Origin of the sequence: Streptomyces sp. NPDC053513, from assembly GCF_044544765.1 — a bacterium.
GTDB classification, from domain to species: domain Bacteria; phylum Actinomycetota; class Actinomycetes; order Streptomycetales; family Streptomycetaceae; genus Streptomyces; species Streptomyces litmocidini.
In genome coordinates this window covers 1-16,017 of sequence record NZ_JBITXP010000009.1, presented here as the reverse complement: position 1 = coordinate 16,017, position 16,017 = coordinate 1, and the positions used below count along the sequence as shown (strand labels likewise).

Genomic DNA, 16,017 nt, shown 5'->3' with positions numbered 1-16,017 from the left:
CGCCCGCCGGGCGGACGCGCCACGGCTATGTCCTATGGTACGGGGCTGCCGTGCAAGGGGCTTCCCCGGCCAAGATCCGAGTGGTAGTCCTGAGGGTTTTCAAGGGTGTGGGGGGTCGTGCGGGGGTGGTGCGACCGGGTCAAGGGGTCGACGCGATCCTGCCCGCCGGGATCACCGGCGGGCAAGGAACTTGAGCAGCTTCTGAGATTGTGACCAGCGGTTTCGGAGGTTTCAGCGGTTTCGTTCGGCGCCGCCGGAGGACGCGGGCTTCTTGAAGCCGATGTCCTGGTAGCGGGGGGTGGCGAGGCCCCAGGCACCGGCGTTCACGAGATCGGCCCTGGCGGCGACGAGCTGCGGGCGCTGGTAGAGGGGGATGGATCCGGCCGCGGCCCAGATCCGGGCGTCGGCCTGGCGCACCAGCTCGCGGGCCTCCTCCTCGTCGAGCGTCCCCGCCGCCTGGTCGAACAGCTGGTCGATGCGGTCGGTGCCGACCCGGGAGTAGTTCTGCTCGACGAGGAGCGAGCCGTCCGAGGCCGGCTCGGGCTTGGCGAAGATCGGGCGGGCGTCGGTCGCCGGGAAGGCGGAGGCCGGCCAGGAGTAGAGGGCCAGGTCGTAGTCGCCCGAGGCCACGTGGTCCTTGAAGAAGCTCTCGTCGGAGACCTTGACGACCTCGGTGCGGATCCCGACCGCGTCGAGCATCCGGACGATGCGGTCCCCGACCGCCCGCAGCGCCTCGGAGCCGGGCCCGGACGGCAGGACGAAGCGGAGGCTGAGGGCCTTGCCGTCCTTGCCGAGGGCCTTGGCGGCGTCGGGGACGGTCACGGGGGCGGCGGTGCCGCGCGGGGCGTAGGCGCCGGCCATCCCGTGGTCCGGCCCGGCGGCGCGCGCGCCGGCGCCGGTCCCGGTGTCGAGGGCCTCGGCGCGGGCGAGGAGCGCGGCGCTCCGGTGGGCGGCGTCGGCGGTCGGGGCGGGGGTGCCGTTCCCGGGGCCGTTCGCGCCGACGGCGGGGGCGGCGGGGCGGTCGCCGGGCTTGTCGTCGCCGACGATGTAGAGGCCCTCGTCGGAGGCGGCGTCGTCGTTCCTCTTCTTGGCGTCGGTGGAGCCCTCGTCCTTCTTCCCGGCCTCCTTCTTCTCCTTCTTCCCGGACTCCTCCTTCTCCGACTCGCTGCCCGCCTTGGTGCCGGCGGGCTTCCGGAGCGCGCCGCCCGGGACCCAGCCGGCGTCGGCGAGGAGCGCCTGGGCCTCCTTGGTGTCCTGCTCGCCGAGCGCGTCGCTGCTGTCCGCGTACGCCGCCTGGCCCGCGAGGGCGAGGTGGCTGCCGGGGGGCTTGGCGGGGAGGCCGAGGGGCTTCAGTACGGATTCGGCCAGTTCCTGGCGGTTGATGGCGCGGGCCACCGCGCGCCGGACCCGCTCGTCGGCCAGCGGGCCGGACTCGCCGTTGAGCGAGAGCTGGGTGTAGGCGGGCTCCAGGGACTTGCGGACCACGTACTTCGCCAGGGCGTCCTGGGCGCGCGCGTACCGGTCGACCGCCTCCTGGTTCTTCTTGCGGGCGGCCTTGACCTCCGCCGCCTTCTCGTCGTCGGAGCCGTGGGCGAGGGCCCAGGACCGCAGGGCCTTGGCGGGGGTGATCGCGGCGCCGGGGCCGTGGGCGAGGGCGGCCTGGGCGCCGTTCCGGCCGGCGCGGGCGTCCCGGAGGGCGAGGGCGATCCGATCGGCGGTGGACCGGTCGATCTCGGCCAGGTCGAGGCTGCCCGCGGCGAGCGCGTCGGCCCGTTCGGCGCGGGGGACGGCCTTGAGGACGAGGGTGTCGAGCTTGGACTGCTGCCCCCACCAGCGGGGGTTGCGGGTGAGGGTGACGTCGCCGCTCTTCCGGTCGATCCCCTTGAGCAGGAACGGTCCTGCGGTGGCCTTGAGGGTGGTGCGCGCCCCGTCGTTGAAGGAGTTCGGGGAGCCCATCACCTGCTTGGGGTAGAGGGGCGTGAAGAGGGACTGCCAGTCGGCGTAGGGCTTGGCGAAGGTGACCCGCACCTCCAGGTCGTTCTTGCCCCGCTCGATCTTCTCGATCCGCTCGTAGCCGGAGTTGCGGGCGGTCCAGTACGCGGTGTCGCGGCCGCTCAGCGCGCGCCACTGGGCCACGAAGTCCGGGGCGCCGATCTCGCGGCCGTCGCTCCACACCGCCTGCTGGTTGAGCTTGTAGAGGACGACCTGCTTGGGCTCGGTCTCGATGACCTGCGCGGACTCCAGGTAGTCGGGGTCGATCCGCGGGCGGCCGCGCTCGTCGAGCGTGTAGAGGGAGGGGAGCACGGCTCCGGCGATGCGCGAGGTGGTGCCGTCGGCGTCGGCCTGGAAGGCGTTGAGCGTGGTGGGCAGGGCGTCGACGGCCCAGCGGAGGGTGCCGCCGTCGGCGACCCGGTCGCGTGCCGCGGGCGCGTTGTCCTGGGCCGCGACGGGCGCCTCGTCGGCCTCGTCGCCGGAGCTGCAGCCGGCGAGGACGGTGACGGCGAGGACCGCGCTGGTCAGGGTCGCGACGGAGCGGAGCGTGCGGGAGCGGGGGCTCCTGGAGCATGTCCTCCCGCGTGGGGCGCCGATCTGGGACATGACTTGTACCCCTTCGTCCAGATTTATTCCATTTGGAGATGATCAGACCTATTGCTCATACACTGAAAAGGACGGACCGGATTCGGCCACGGCGACACGGCGGTCCGACCGGCAAACCCCACTCGTGCGGCCCAACCACCCGCGCACACGGCTTCCCAAGCGGGATGTGACGCGCGACACTCACGAAGGTGAGGGCAACCATGTCCGTTCAGGACGATCTGGCGGCCGTCAGGCGCCGCCTGCAGGACCTGGAACACACGGTCGAAGAGCTGGAACGCCGCGTCGGGACGGGGCAGACCGCGCCTCCCGCGCCCGCCTCCGGCCGCGCCGCGAGCATGGTGACCATCCCCGACGCCCCGTACGACGCCGGGCAGTGGACCGACGTCGACGACGAGGGCCTGGGAGCACGCGACCGCCACGCGCCGTAGAGCCGAGGAGGCCCTGTTGGCCACAGGTACGGAACCCCCGAGGAGCCACGGAGCCGCGACGGGGGTGCGCTCCCCGGGGCGCGCCGCCATCGCGGCCCGCCATCTGCGCACCGACCGCTGGTGGCTCTCCCCCGCCGCCACCGCGGTCGGCCTGCTCGCCTTCGTCGCGTACTCGACGTGGCGGGCGTTCGCGAACGCCGACTACTACTCCGCCCCCTACGTCTCCCCGTTCTACTCGCCCTGCCTCGCGGAGAACTGCGTCCCCATGCGCGGCGGGCCGAACTGGGAGGTCTTCGGCAGCTGGTGGGGGCTCTCCCCCGCCCTGCTGATCCTCGTCTTCCCGCTGGGCTTCCGGCTGACCTGCTACTACTACCGCAAGGCGTACTACCGGGGGTTCTGGGCGGCTCCCCCGGCCTGCGCGGTCGCCGAACCCCACCGCGCGTACACCGGCGAGACCCGCTTCCCGCTGCTCCTGCAGAACCTCCACCGGTACTTCTTCTACGCGGCGCTGCCGGTGGCCGGAATCCTCACGTACGACACCGCGCTGACCTTCCGGGACACCGACTACGCATGGGGCCACGCCGGGCTCGGAACGCTGGTCTTCCTCGTCAACATCGTCCTCATCTGGGCGTACACCCTCTCCTGCCACTCCTGCCGGCACATCGTCGGCGGCCGTCTGAAGCACTTCTCGAAGCACCCCGTCCGCTACCGGCTGTGGACCTGGGTGGGGCGCCTGAACCGGCGTCACATGCAACTCGCCTGGGCGTCGCTGATCAGCGTCGCCGTCTGCGACCTGTACGTGTACCTGCTCGCCACTGGCGCCTTCGACGACCCGAGGTTCTTCTGACATGAGTCCTGTGAGCTCCGTGGAACGGCAGCGGTGGGACGTGGTCGTGGTCGGCGCGGGCGGCGCCGGACTGCGGGCCGCGATCGAGGCGCGCCGGGCCGGCGCGCGCACCGCCGTCATCTGCAAGTCCCTCTTCGGCAAGGCGCACACGGTGATGGCCGAGGGCGGCATCGCCGCCTCCATGGCGAACGCCAACGAGCACGACGACTGGAAGACGCACTTCCGGGACACCATGCGCGGCGGGAAGTTCCTCAACCAGTGGCGGATGGCCGAGCTGCACGCCCAGGAGGCCCCCGAGCGGGTCTGGGAGCTGGAGACCTGGGGCGCGCTCTTCGACCGGACCCCGGACGGCCGGATCTCGCAGCGCAACTTCGGCGGCCACGAGTACCCCCGGCTCGCGCACGTCGGCGACCGCACCGGTCTCGAACTGCTGCGGACCCTCCAGCAGAAGGTGGTCGCACTCCAGCAGGAGGACCACCGGGAGACCGGTGACCACGAGGCGCGCCTGAAGGTCTTCCAGGAGTTCACCGTCACCCGGATCCTCAAGGACGGCTCGGGCAACGTCGCCGGGGTCTTCTGCTACGAGCGGGAGAGCGGGCGCTTCCTCGTCCTGGAGGCGCCCGCGGTCGTCCTCGCGACCGGCGGCATCGGCAAGTCCTTCAAGGTGACCTCGAACTCCTGGGAGTACACGGGCGACGGCCACGCGCTGGCCCTGCTCGCGGGGGCGCCCCTGGTGAACATGGAGTTCGTGCAGTTCCATCCGACCGGCATGGTCTGGCCGCCGTCGGTGAAGGGGATCCTGGTCACCGAGTCCGTGCGCGGCGACGGCGGGGTGCTGCGGAACTCCGAGGGCCGGCGCTTCATGTTCGACTACGTCCCCGACGTCTTCAAGGAGAAGTACGCCGAGTCGGAGGAGGAGGGCGACCGCTGGTACGACGACCCCGACCACAACCGGCGCCCGCCCGAGCTGCTGCCGCGCGACGAGGTGGCGCGGGCCATCAACGCCGAGGTGAAGGCGGGCCGGGGCTCCCCGCACGGCGGGGTCTTCCTGGACGTGTCGACCCGGATGCCGGCGGAGACGATCCGGCGCCGGCTGCCCTCGATGTACCACCAGTTCAAGGAGCTGGCGGACGTCGACATCACGGCCGAGGCGATGGAGGTCGGGCCGACCTGCCACTACGTGATGGGCGGCGTCGCCGTCGACTCCGAGACGGCCGCCGCCCCCGGGGTGCCCGGGCTCTTCGCGGCCGGCGAGGTCGCGGGCGGGATGCACGGCTCCAACCGGCTCGGCGGGAACTCCCTCTCCGACCTGCTGGTCTTCGGCCGCCGGGCCGGGCTGCACGCGGCGGAGTACGCGATGTCGGGGGCCGGCGGCGGAGTCGTCGAGGACGACGTGGCCGCCGCGCGGGCGGAGGCGCTGGCCCCGTTCCGCGACGGGCCCTCCGAGAACCCGTACACGCTCCACCAGGAGCTCCAGCAGACGATGAACGACCTCGTCGGGATCATCCGGCGGGAGGGCGAGATGGCCGAGGCCCTGGAGCGGATCGCCGCGCTGCGGGAGCGGGCCGGGCGGATCGCGGTCGAGGGGCACCGGCAGTTCAACCCCGGCTGGCACCTCGCCCTCGACCTGCGGAACATGCTGCTGGTCGGCGAGTGCGTCGCCCGGGCCGCCCTGGAGCGCACCGAGTCCCGGGGCGGGCACACCCGCGAGGACCGGCCCGTGATGGAGCGGTCCTGGCGCCCGGTGAACCTGCTCTGCCGGGCTTCCGGAGGGGGCGGGATCGAGCTGGAGCGGGTGCGCACCGAGCCCATCCGGCCCGATCTGCTGGCCCTCTTCGAGAAGGAGGAGCTGGCGAAGTACCTGGCGGAGGAGGAGCTGGACGCATGAGCACGTATCAGGCCCGCTTCCGGATCTGGCGCGGCGACGCCGACGGCGGGGAACTCACCGACTACACCGTCGAGGTGCACGACGGCGAGGTGGTCCTCGACATCGTGCACCGGCTCCAGGCCACCCAGACCCCCGACCTGGCCGTCCGCTGGAACTGCAAGGCGGGCAAGTGCGGGTCGTGCTCGGCCGAGATCAACGGCCGGCCCCGGCTGATGTGCATGACCCGGATGTCGGTCTTCACGCGGGACGAGGTGGTCACCGTCACCCCGATGCGGGCCTTCCCCGTCGTCCGCGACCTGGTCACCGACGTCTCCTTCAACTACGCGAAGGCCCGGGAGGTCCCGGCGTTCGTCCCGCCCGCCGGGCTCGGCCCCGGCGAGTACCGGATGAAGCAGGAGGACGTCGAGCGCTCGCAGGAGTTCCGGAAGTGCATCGAGTGCTTCCTGTGCCAGGACACCTGTCATGTGGTGCGGGACCACGAGGAGAACAAGGAGGCCTTCGCCGGGCCCCGCTTCCTCATGCGGGTCGCGGAGCTCGACATGCACCCCCTGGACGCGGCGGCGGAGGCCGGGCTCGACCGGCGGCGCACCGCGCAGGAGGAGCACGGCCTCGGCTACTGCAACATCACCAAGTGCTGCACCGAGGTCTGCCCGGAGTCCATCCGGATCACCGACAACGCCCTGATCCCGCTGAAGGAGCGGGTCGTGGACCGGAAGTACGACCCGCTGGTCTGGCTCGGGAAGACGATCGGGCGGCGGAAACCGGGGGCCTAGGCGGCCGTGCCCGCGCCCGCGCTCCAGCGGCCGAGGACCGGCTCGGCGAGGGTGCGGGCGGGGCGGCACAGGGTCTGCCCGTGGAGGTCGAAGAGCTCGTCGCGCGAGGAGAAGCGGCCGAGGTCCGTCCGGAGGTGGGCGGAGAGGTCGCAGGGGGCGGAGCCGGCGCAGGCGGCCGGCGCGTCCCAGTCGACGGTGGTCCGGGCGACGGCCTCGAAGAGCGTCTCCGCCCCGGCGTTGGTGAACCCGCCGCCGTGCCCGTCCGGCGCGAGACCGGTGAACAGCTCGGCGATCGGCACCCAGGTGTCGTCGAGGCGGAACTCCGGCCAGGCGAGGAGGACCTCCTCGGGCACGAAGGCGCGCAGCCTCGGGAACCTCGGGTACCAGAAGGTGCCGTCCACGAGCAGGCCGCGCACCCGGGTCTCCACGCCGAGGGACCGGGCCACCGCCTCCAGGACCGCCATCCGCTGGCTGCACGAGCCGCGCCCGAGCCGCAGCGTGCGCGACACCCGGCGCCGGTCCTCCACGGAGTACACCGGTCGCACGGCGGTGACGAGGATGCCGTGGGCCACCTGGAGCCGGGCGCGGTCGGTGACCGCTCCCCGCGCCTCGGCCTCCCGCAGCACCCGGGCCACGAGCGCGGTCACGAGCGGATGCTCCAGGTCCAGGATCGGGGTGGGCCGGGCGGACCCGGGCACCTCCCGCACCGGTGTGCGCTCGTCACGGGTGCGGACCGGCATCAGCAGACGGCTGGTCATGGCGTACTCCCCCTCGCCCGGCGGCCCGCCCCCGGGGCCGCACGGCACCATCCTCCTCCGCCCGGCCCGGCCCCGGCACGCGGGGTCCCGCTCAGAGCCAGCCCGCGCGGTAGGCCGCCCAGTCCCCCTCCCGCGCCGCGAAGTCGACGTACAGGGCGAGGCCGAACCGCTCGCGGCCGGGGTCGGTGCGGGCGAGGCCGAGTCTCGCGCCCTTGACGGCCGCGGCGACCGTCTCCGCGTTCTCGTGGTGGCCGAGGTCGTCCTCGTGGAAGAAGGGGAGGCCCATCAGCAGGTCGGTCGTCTCGGGGGTCGCCTCCAGGGCGAGGGCCGTCTGCTGGGCGACGTACCCGCCGTAGAGGCTCTCCAGCGGCATCCAGGTGTCGTACGACATGACGGCGATCTGGTCGACGCGCCGGGCGACCTCGCCGAAGAACTCCTGCGACCACCACTTCTCGCTCCCGCTGAGCGCGCCGTTCACCGAGTGCAGGCCCGGCAGCGGGTCGATCTGGTGGGCGGCGACCGAGAGCGGGACCTTGCGGGACCCGGTCAGTCTTCCGAGGTCGTCGAGGAGGGAGAGGTAGTGGCGGTCGTCGGAGTGCAGCGGCTCCAGGTCGAAGTGGACCCCGTCGAAGCCCGCGTCGAGGATCTGCCGGGCCGAGCCCACCACGGCGCGGCGCGCGCCGGCGTCCTCCAGGCGCAGCCCCACGGGCCCTTCGGTGGCCAGGACGTCGCCCAGCCAGGCCTGCACCCGTATCCCGGGCATCGCGCGGTGCAGCCCGTCGACCAGCCAGGCGGCGCGGGGGTACTTCGCCGCCCGCAGGGTGCCGTCGTGCTCCAGGGGCCCGGCGTGCACGTACAGGTCGCGGATCCCGCTGTCCTTCAGCCGCGCGGCGAGGGCCGCGAGGTCGGCGTCCTTCTTCCGTCCGTCGACCCAGGCGTGCCCGATCCAGAAGGCGTCCTTGCCGCGGGTCCTCGTGCCCTCCCCGAGGTCGCCCGTGTAGCTGACGCGCAGGGCCAGGGCCCCGAAGAGCGGGGGCACCACGAGCAGCAGGACGAGACCGAGGACGAACCACCGCCCCCGCCTCCACACACGCCTCAGCCGTCCGTCCATCCGAGCCCCCCGAGAGCCGTCGCGTCACTGGAACCACCGTAGCGGCGGCTACTGACAGTGAGGACGCCGCCCCGGTCGCGAGCTGACATACACGGACATAACCTCCCCCTTGTGACACGAATGGCCACCCGAGCCCTTGTCGCGGTGCTGGTGGCGGCGTGGTGGCTCCTCGTGCCCGCCGTAGGCGCCGCCCACGCCGACGACCCCGTCACCCTGTCCCGGGACGGGCAGATCACCGACCGGGTCGGCGCCCTCGGCGACCGTCGCGCCTCCGTGGTCCAGGCCCTCGACCGGCTCTACGACGCCCGGCGCGTCCAGCTCTTCGTCGTCTACGTACGGGACTTCTCCGGCCGCTCGGGCCAGGACTGGGCCGACGCCACCGCGGAGCGCAACGCGCTCGGCCTCGACGACGTCCTGCTCGCCGTCGCCACCCACGACCGGCGGTACGGCTACTCGGCCGACCCCGGCTCCCGCTTCACCCAGGCCCAGCTCGACGAGGTCGCGCGGACCGCGATCGAACCGGCCCTGCGGCGGAACGACTGGGCCGGCGCCGCCGTCGGCGCGGCGAACGGCTACGCCGCCGTCCTCGCCGGCCGGCCCGTCCCCGCTCCGACGCTCACGCCCGGCCCCGCCGACCCCGGCGCCGCGACCGACGACGGCACCTCGGCGACCGACCTCGTCCTGCCCGTGGTCCTCGTCGGCGGCGCCGGAGCCGTGGCGGCCTACGCGTACGCCAAGCGGCGGCGGCGCGCCGAGACCCGCACCACGCCGCAGGGCGGGCAGGGCTGGGGGCCTCCGAAGGCGCCCGCGCCGCCGTCCCTGGACGAGCTGGACGGGGAGGCCCGCCGGACGCTGGTCGCCACCGACGACGCCGTCCGCACCAGCCAGGAGGAACTCGGCTTCGCCTCCGCCCAGTTCGGCGAGGAGGCGGTGCGCCCCTTCACCGAGGCCGTCGACTTCGCCGAGGAGCAGCTGACGGCCTCGTTCCGGCTGCGGCAGAAGCTCGACGACTCCTTCCCCGAGGACGACCCGACCCGCCGGGCCATGCTGGACGAGATCCTCCGCCGCTGCGCCGAGGCGAACGCGCGCCTCGACGCCGAGACGGAGGACTTCGACCGGCTCCGGGCCCTGGAGCGCACGGCCCCCGAGGCGCTGGCCGCGGTGGAGGCGGCCTTCCGCGAGCAGACCGGGCGGATCGGGGCGGCCGAGGCGGCGCTGACCGCGATGCGCGAGCGGTACGCCGGGACGGCGGCCGCGCCCGTCGCCGGCGGCGTCGAGCAGGCGAAGGACCGGCTCGTGTTCGCGACGACCCACGTCAACCAGGCCCGCCAGCGGATCGACGCCGGTGACAACGGCGGGGCCGCCGTGCACATCCGGGCCGCCGAGGGCGCCGTGGACCAGGCGGCCCGGCTGATCGAGGCGGTGGACCGGCGGGCGCGGGACCTGGACGAGGCCGCGGGGAGGCTGACGCGCGCGCTCGCGGAGACGGACGCGGACCTCGCGGAGGCCCGCGGGCTGTTGAAGGGGACCGCCGAGGAGGTGCCCACGGCCGGCCTCCAGGGCCGGATCGCCCGTGCCGAGACGGTGGCCGCCGAGGTGCGGCGCGGGGTGGACGCCGGGCGGTACGACCCGATCGACGCCCTGCGGCGGGTCGAGGAGGCCGACGCGGCGCTCGACGAGGCGCTGGAGGGCGCGCGGGAGCGGGAGTCGGGGGCGCGACGCGCGCGCGTGCTCCTCGACCAGGTGATGCTGACGGCCCGTTCGGCGATCGGGGCGGCGTCCGACTACATCACCACGCACCGGGGCGCGGTGGGCAGCGAGGCCCGTACGCGCCTGGCCGAGGCACGGCGCCGCTGGGAGAAGGCGCGGTCGCTCGCCGACGCCGACGAGCCGCAGACGGCCCTCGTGGAGGCGCAGCAGGCGGACGATCTGGCCCGGCGCGCCCAGGACCTCGCCGAGCAGGACGTCCGCACGTACGGGAATCCGAACGGCCTGGGCGGTGCGACGGGGGTGGACGGAAGCGGTGGCGGCGGCCTCGGCGGCGCGGTGCTCGGCGGCATCGTCCTCGGCGGGCTGCTCGGCGGCGGGTCCGGCAGGGGAAGGGGTGGCGGGAGCGGCGGGAGCGGCGGGGGCTTCGGGGGCGGAGGTTTCGGCGGCGGGCCCGGCAGCTTCGGCGGCAGCGGCACGCGCGGCCGACTGGGCGGCGGAGGCCGTTTCTGAGTTCCACCGGATCCCCAAGGAGCAGCGCCATGGGCAGCAAGCAGACCGTTCTCGGCCGGGTCACCCAGCTGGCGAAGGCCAACATCAACGCCCTCCTCGACCAGGCGGAGGACCCGCAGAAGATGCTGGACCAGCTGATCCGCGACTACGCGGACAACATCGCGGAGGCGGAGGAGGCGGTGGCCGCGACCATCGGCGACCTCCGGCTGATGGAGCAGGACCACCAGGAGGACGTGGCCGCGGCGAAGGAGTGGGGCGACAAGGCGCTCGCCGCGAGCCGCAAGGCGGACGAACTGCGGGCCGGCGGGCAGACGGCGGAGGCGGACCGCTTCGACAACCTGGCGAAGGTGGCCCTCGGCCGCCAGCTGCAGTCGGAGAAGGAGGCGAAGACCGCCGAGCCGACGATCGCGGCGCAGACCGAGGTGGTGGCGAAGCTCAAGTCCGGCCTGGACCGGATGAAGGTCAGACTCGGCGAGCTGGGGGCCAGGCGCGACGAGCTGGTCGCCCGCGCGAAGTCGGCCCGGGCGCAGAGCCGCATGACGGACGCCGTGCGGAGCGTCGACGTGCTCGACCCGACGAGCGAGCTGAGCCGCTTCGAGGACAAGGTGCGCCGCGAGGAGGCCCGGGTCCTGGGCGAGCAGGAGCTCGCCGCCTCCTCGCTGGACGCCCAGTTCGAGCAGTTGGACGCGCTCGGCGACAGTGCCGAGATCGAGGCCCGGCTGGCCGCGCTCAAGGCCTGATCCCGTACGCGCTCATGGCGTGATCCCGTATCCGCTCAAGTCTGATCCCGGACGTGCTCGGGCCTGATCCCGTATCCGCTCAAGCCTGATCCCGTATCCGCTCAGGCCTGATCCCGTACGCGGGAACGTCTCAGAACGCTCAGAACATGCTGAGGAGCTGCTCCACCGTGGGCTCCGCCGCTCCCTCGCCGTCCGGCAGGGCCAGTTCGAACCAGACGGTCTTGCCCCGCGGGGTGCGGCGGGAGCCCCAGGAGGCGGAGAGCAGCCCGACGAGCTGGAGGCCGCGGCCGCCCTCGTCGGTGTCCCGGGCCCTGCGGCGGCGCGGCTGGACCAGGCCGGAGTCCCAGACCTCGCAGACGAGGGTACGGTCGCGCAGCAGGCGCAGCCGGATCTCGCCCTCGCCGTAGCGCAGGGCGTTGGTGACGAGTTCGCTGACGAGGAGCTCGACGGTGTCGACGAGCGGTTCGAGGTCCCAGGCCGCGAGCTGGGCGCGGGCGAGTTCGCGGGCCCGGCCGACCGAACGGGGTTCCCTGGGCAGCCGCCAGTCGCCGACCGCCTCGCTGGGCAGCCCCTGGATCCTGGCCATGAGGAGGGCGATGTCGTCCTCGCCGTGACCGGTGTCCAGGCTGGTGAGGACCCGGTCGCAGACGTCCTCCAGGGGGCGGGCCGGGTCGGTGAGGGCGCGCCGGAAGGCCTGGAGGCCCTCGTCGAGGGGGTGCTCGCGGGACTCGACGAGTCCGTCGGTGTAGAGGGCAAGGAGGGCGCCCTCGGGCAGTTCGACCTCGACCTCCTCGAAGGGCTCCCCGCCGACGCCGAGCGGCATGCCGGGGGGTACGTCGAGGAGCATGGCCTCCTCGCCGGGTTCGACGAGGACCGGCGGGAGGTGCCCGGCGTTGGCGAAGGTGCAGCGGCGGGTGACCGGGTCGTAGACGGCGTAGACGCAGGTGGCCAGGTAGACCTCGGAGAGCTCGGGTCCCCGGTTCTTGTGGGCGCGGGACTGCTGGGCGCCGATGGGGGCGCCCAGACCGCGGGCGATCTCGTCGAGGTGGGAGAGGACTTCGGCGGGCTCCAGGTCGAGCTGGGCGAGGGTGCGGACGGCGGTGCGGAGCTCGCCCATGGCGACGGCGGCGCGCAGGCCGCGGCCCATGACGTCGCCGATGACGAGGGCGGTGCGGTGGCCGGGGAGTTCGATGACGTCGAACCAGTCGCCGCCGACCTCGGTGGCGGTGGTGCCGGGGAGGTAGCGGCAGGCGATGTCGAGCCCCGCGGCCTCGGGGTCGCCGGGCGGGAGCAGGCTGCGCTGGAGGATGAGGGCCCGCTCGTGCTCGCGGCGGTAGAGGCGCGCGTTGTCGATGCAGACGGCGGCGCGGGCGGCGAGTTCGACGGCGAGGGCCCGGTCGCGCTCCCCGAAGGGCTCGCTGCCCTTGGCGCGGGAGAACTGGACGAGGCCGACGACGGTGTCGTGGGCGGTCATCGGGACGACCAGGGTGGACTGGACGAAGTCCCCGTCGGAGCCCGGGACCGTCCGGATGCGTCCGGTGCGCAGGGCTCCGGCACAGGGCGAGTTGAAGGGGTAGCGGTGGACGGCGCCGACCTCGATGGGTACGGGTCCGCAACAGCCGCCGTCCTGCCCGTGTCCCTCGTCGGTCCTGAGGGGGGTGTCGGAGACGGCGCTGGCGAAGGCGACCCTGCGGAGTTCGGCGCTGCCCGCGCCGTAGCCGACGTCGTGGGAGTTCCCCCAGCGGCCGGGCGGTGCCTCGTCTCCGGTGAGGAGGCCCTGGTAGAGGTCGACGGAGGCGAAGTCGCAGAAGCCGGGGACGGCGACGTCGAGGAGCTCGCGGGCGGTGGCCTCCAGGTCGAGGGAGTTGCCGATGCGGGAGCCGGCCTCGTTGAGCAGGGCGAGGTTGCGGCGGGCGCTGGCGGCCTCCCTGGCGGCGTTGTGCCGGCGGGTGACGTCGATGCCGAGTCCGGCGACCCCGATCGGGCGGCCGGAGCCGCTGTGCACGCGGTAGAGGTTAATGGACCAGTGCCGGCGGTCCCTGGCGCCGGGGGCGGCGCCGACGATCTGGAAGTCGGTGACGGACTCGCCGGTCTCCAGGACCTTCCGGAGGGCGGCGGTCATCCGGTCGGCCTCGGCGCGGCCCAGGTAGTCGTGGACGGTCCGGCCCCGGTGGTCGTCGGCCTCGCCGCCGAAGACGGTGGCGAAGCGCCGGTTGGCCCGCTTCACGGTGAGGTCCGTACCGAAGAGGAGGAAGCCGAAGGGGGATTGGCCGAATATCGCCTGGGAGGCGGCGAGGTCGGTCTCGATGCGGCGCAGGGCGCGCACGTCGACGACGATGCACAGCGCGGCCCGTTCCCCGGTCTGGGTCTCGCTCGGCATGACGTACATCTCGGCGATGCCCCGGGGCCGGTCCTCGCCGGGCATGCGGAAGGGGACGAGGCCCGTCCACTCCTTGCCGTCGAGGATCTCCTTGACCCGGCGGTGGCCGCGCTCCCGCAGGTCGGCGGGCATGAAGGCCTCGACGGGGTCCTTGCCCCTGGCCTCCTCCGCGGTGACCCCGAAGAGGTCCACGGCCCTCCGGCTCCACTGCTCGACGAGGCCGTCGGGCCCGATCGAGAAGGACGCCACCCGGATGTAGTCATAGATGGAGCCGGGCGGGCTGCTCTGCCACACGACGCCGCTCGCCGTCTCAGGTATCTCGCTCACGCGACCGTCCCCTCCAGCTCACCGCACCGGACCGGCCATGCCCGCAGTATTCAATACGGCAGGCCCCGACGGCACGACGTTCACGATCACAGGGTGGTCTCGTTCATCCCTGGTCGAGTACCGGTGATCGTTGTCCCACCCTGTTTACTCACCAGGGAGAGCCAGCTCGAACCATACGGTTTTGCCCGCCCTTCCTCTACGGGTTCCCCAGCGGCGAGCGGAACAGGCAACGAGCGCGAGGCCCCGGCCCCCCTCGTCGTCGGGCCCCGGGATCCGCTCGGTCGGCGGATCCGGAAGCGGATCGGAGACCTCCACCAGGAGCGCCGGCGACTGCGCCGGGTCGGCGCCGCCGTCGTGGGGACGGACGAGCCGGACGCCGATGGGGCCGGAGGCGTACCGCAGCGAGTTGGTCACCAGCTCGCTGACCAGCAGGACGGTCAGATCACCGAGGGTCTTGTCGAGCTCCCAGGCACGCAGGGTCTCGCGCACCGCGTGGCGGGCCGTACGCACGGCGTTCGCCTCCGCCGGGAAGTTCCACTCCGCGCGGTCGCCGTCGGTGTCGATCACACCCGATCACTTCCCCAGCCGTGCGTCAGCGGGAAGGTCCCTACCCCCTCCCAAGGGGTCATTCTGGACATACCCGCTATTTGGGACGGGATATCCCGCCGGGGGCGCCAGCAGGCGCACGGTGGCACGAACGGCGTAGGGACTCAGTCGCGCGCTCCGTCGACGGGGGCCGCCGGCAGTCTCCGCGCGGCCTCGGCGACGGCGGGGCGGTCCTGGTCGAGCCAGTCGACCGAGTCCAGCTCGGCCCGCGCGAGCCAGCGCAGCTCGTCGTGGTCCTCCAGGGGGCGCGGTTCACCGGAGAGCAGCCGGGCGGTCCACACCCGCAGGACGTATCCGGGCTTCAGCGGCCACTCGCCGGGGAGCCGTTCGCCCGGCTCGACCTCGACACCGAGCTCCTCGCGGAGTTCGCGGACCAGGGCCTCTTCCGGGCTCTCGCCCGGTTCGAGCTTGCCGCCGGGCAGTTCCCAGCGGCCGGCGAGCTCGACGGGGGCGCTGCGGCGCGCGGCGAGCAGCCGCCCCCGGTCGTACAGGGCGCCCGCGACGACGACCACGACGCCGGCTCCCTGGCCGGGGCCGGCGTCGCGGTGCTGCTCGTGGGGCGTGGCGGGTTCGGTGGTGCGTTCCGTCATGGGCGCGAGCGTAGCCCGGCCCGGTCGGCGCCCGCCGGGGTCAGAGGGCGGGGCTGCCGATGCGCTCGACCCAGTAGAGCTGCTTGTGGCCGCGGTCGTCGAGACTGTCCGCGATCTTCTGGGCTTCGTCCTTGGTGGCGTACCGCCCCACCCGGTAGCGGTTGCCGTTGTCGTCCTGCCGTATGACGAGCCAGGGAAGGACGGGGCCGCTGTCGGTCATCAGGCTTCTCCCTCCGCCGGTCCGGGTGTCGCTGAGGATCTCCGGGAAACCGCAATCCGCATATGCCGGAGCTTACGCCTGACCTTCACACAGCGGATACGGGTTTTCACAAAGAGGCATGGATCGGCCGGGAACCGACGAAGCGAGGCCGAAGGCCGCACCCCGGACGCCACGACGGGGACGGCCGTCCCCGACATCAGGACGGCCGTCCCCGGCATCGGGACGGAGGGCGTCGCGCCTGCGCCGGGCGCCTCCGCACAGGCGCGAGGGCGGCGCCGGGTACGGGGGGGTGCCCCTATCTCCTTCGTCAAGCTCGGAGAGGATGGGCGTCATGGTGGATGTGGGTCAGGGGCTGGACTTGATGGGTCGCTCGGCGGTGCATTACTGCGCCGTGCAGGGAGACGTTGCTGGCCTGCGGGAGGCGCTGGCGGGCGGTGCGGATCCGGACCTGGCAGACAAGGCAGGCATGACGCCGCTGCATTTCGCCGCGCAGTCCCAGAGCGCGCCCGCGGCTGAGTTGCTGCTGGCGGC

The 16,017-nt window shown here is 73.3% G+C and carries 14 protein-coding genes; 7 read left to right on the top strand and 7 right to left on the bottom strand.

Annotated features, from left to right (window positions below; translation table 11 throughout):
* Nucleotides 1-231: 231 nt before the first annotated feature.
* On the bottom strand, nt 232-2,598 hold the full coding sequence (locus ACIGW4_RS17280) for an ABC transporter family substrate-binding protein (RefSeq protein WP_399581328.1): 2,367 nt from the start codon (nt 2,596-2,598) through the stop codon (nt 232-234).
* A gap of 200 nt (nt 2,599-2,798) precedes the next feature.
* Between ACIGW4_RS17280 and ACIGW4_RS17275 the strand changes: the two genes are divergently transcribed.
* The 4 genes from ACIGW4_RS17275 to ACIGW4_RS17260 are packed head-to-tail and all read left to right on the top strand — an operon-like array spanning nt 2,799 to nt 6,534.
* Nucleotides 2,799-3,026, top strand: a complete 228-nt coding sequence (locus ACIGW4_RS17275; protein ID WP_123455239.1) for a hypothetical protein — start codon at nt 2,799-2,801, stop codon at nt 3,024-3,026.
* Between the two features lie 16 nt (nt 3,027-3,042).
* Nucleotides 3,043-3,873, top strand: a complete 831-nt coding sequence (locus ACIGW4_RS17270) for a hypothetical protein (protein WP_123455238.1) — start codon at nt 3,043-3,045, stop codon at nt 3,871-3,873.
* A gap of 10 nt (nt 3,874-3,883) precedes the next feature.
* Entirely contained in the window at nt 3,884-5,761 is a 1,878-nt protein-coding gene (locus ACIGW4_RS17265; RefSeq protein ID WP_399581629.1) for a fumarate reductase/succinate dehydrogenase flavoprotein subunit, read from the top strand.
* Nucleotides 5,758-6,534: a succinate dehydrogenase/fumarate reductase iron-sulfur subunit gene (locus tag ACIGW4_RS17260; RefSeq protein WP_359588841.1), complete on the top strand. Its 777-nt coding sequence runs from the start codon at nt 5,758-5,760 to the stop codon at nt 6,532-6,534. Before ACIGW4_RS17265 ends, ACIGW4_RS17260 begins: the two co-directional genes overlap by 4 nt.
* Here the strand turns inward: ACIGW4_RS17260 and ACIGW4_RS17255 are convergent.
* Together ACIGW4_RS17255 and ACIGW4_RS17250 are read right to left on the bottom strand one after the other, a co-directional pair.
* Nucleotides 6,531-7,292: a transglutaminase domain-containing protein gene (locus ACIGW4_RS17255; RefSeq protein ID WP_359588843.1), complete on the bottom strand. Its 762-nt coding sequence runs from the start codon at nt 7,290-7,292 to the stop codon at nt 6,531-6,533. The genes ACIGW4_RS17260 and ACIGW4_RS17255 overlap by 4 nt on opposite strands.
* A gap of 91 nt (nt 7,293-7,383) precedes the next feature.
* Nucleotides 7,384-8,403, bottom strand: coding sequence for a hypothetical protein (locus ACIGW4_RS17250; protein WP_399581325.1), 1,020 nt, complete (start codon nt 8,401-8,403; stop codon nt 7,384-7,386).
* 120 nt (nt 8,404-8,523) lie between these two features.
* Between ACIGW4_RS17250 and ACIGW4_RS17245 the strand changes: the two genes are divergently transcribed.
* Nucleotides 8,524-10,623 (top strand): TPM domain-containing protein, encoded by a 2,100-nt coding sequence (locus tag ACIGW4_RS17245; protein ID WP_399581322.1) that lies wholly within the window; start codon nt 8,524-8,526, stop codon nt 10,621-10,623.
* 29 nt (nt 10,624-10,652) lie between these two features.
* A complete protein-coding gene (locus tag ACIGW4_RS17240) occupies nt 10,653-11,363 on the top strand; it encodes a PspA/IM30 family protein (protein WP_399581320.1) in 711 nt (236 codons plus the stop codon).
* Nucleotides 11,364-11,502: 139 nt separating this feature from the next.
* On the opposite strand, the gene ACIGW4_RS17235 is transcribed toward ACIGW4_RS17240, so the two are convergent.
* From ACIGW4_RS17235 to ACIGW4_RS17220, 4 genes are all read right to left on the bottom strand, one after another.
* Nucleotides 11,503-14,070, bottom strand: coding sequence for a SpoIIE family protein phosphatase (locus ACIGW4_RS17235; protein ID WP_398707285.1), 2,568 nt, complete (start codon nt 14,068-14,070; stop codon nt 11,503-11,505).
* 144 nt (nt 14,071-14,214) lie between these two features.
* A complete protein-coding gene (locus ACIGW4_RS17230) occupies nt 14,215-14,637 on the bottom strand; it encodes an ATP-binding protein (RefSeq protein WP_399581318.1) in 423 nt (140 codons plus the stop codon).
* Between the two features lie 143 nt (nt 14,638-14,780).
* Nucleotides 14,781-15,266 (bottom strand): (deoxy)nucleoside triphosphate pyrophosphohydrolase, encoded by a 486-nt coding sequence (locus ACIGW4_RS17225; protein ID WP_398707283.1) that lies wholly within the window; start codon nt 15,264-15,266, stop codon nt 14,781-14,783.
* A gap of 40 nt (nt 15,267-15,306) precedes the next feature.
* Complete coding sequence (locus ACIGW4_RS17220; protein WP_093874257.1) at nt 15,307-15,486, bottom strand: SPOR domain-containing protein; 180 nt, start codon at nt 15,484-15,486, stop codon at nt 15,307-15,309.
* A gap of 331 nt (nt 15,487-15,817) precedes the next feature.
* Here ACIGW4_RS17220 and ACIGW4_RS17215 point away from each other — a divergent pair.
* A partial coding sequence (locus ACIGW4_RS17215) for an ankyrin repeat domain-containing protein (RefSeq protein WP_399581314.1) occupies nt 15,818-16,017 on the top strand: 200 nt, incomplete at its 3' end.

Bases quoted from the DNA above. Each gene is read 5' to 3' on its own strand.
- ACIGW4_RS17280 (WP_399581328.1), bottom strand. From the start codon at position 2,598: ATGTCCCAGATCGGCGCCCCACGCGGGAGGACATGCTCCAGGAGCCCC.
- ACIGW4_RS17275 (WP_123455239.1), top strand. From the start codon at position 2,799: ATGTCCGTTCAGGACGATCTGGCGGCCGTCAGGCGCCGCCTGCAGGAC.
- ACIGW4_RS17260 (WP_359588841.1), top strand. From the start codon at position 5,758: ATGAGCACGTATCAGGCCCGCTTCCGGATCTGGCGCGGCGACGCCGAC.
- ACIGW4_RS17255 (WP_359588843.1), bottom strand. From the start codon at position 7,292: ATGACCAGCCGTCTGCTGATGCCGGTCCGCACCCGTGACGAGCGCACA.
- ACIGW4_RS17250 (WP_399581325.1), bottom strand. From the start codon at position 8,403: ATGGACGGACGGCTGAGGCGTGTGTGGAGGCGGGGGCGGTGGTTCGTC.
- ACIGW4_RS17245 (WP_399581322.1), top strand. From the start codon at position 8,524: ATGGCCACCCGAGCCCTTGTCGCGGTGCTGGTGGCGGCGTGGTGGCTC.
- ACIGW4_RS17240 (WP_399581320.1), top strand. From the start codon at position 10,653: ATGGGCAGCAAGCAGACCGTTCTCGGCCGGGTCACCCAGCTGGCGAAG.
- ACIGW4_RS17225 (WP_398707283.1), bottom strand. From the start codon at position 15,266: ATGACGGAACGCACCACCGAACCCGCCACGCCCCACGAGCAGCACCGC.
- ACIGW4_RS17220 (WP_093874257.1), bottom strand. From the start codon at position 15,486: ATGACCGACAGCGGCCCCGTCCTTCCCTGGCTCGTCATACGGCAGGAC.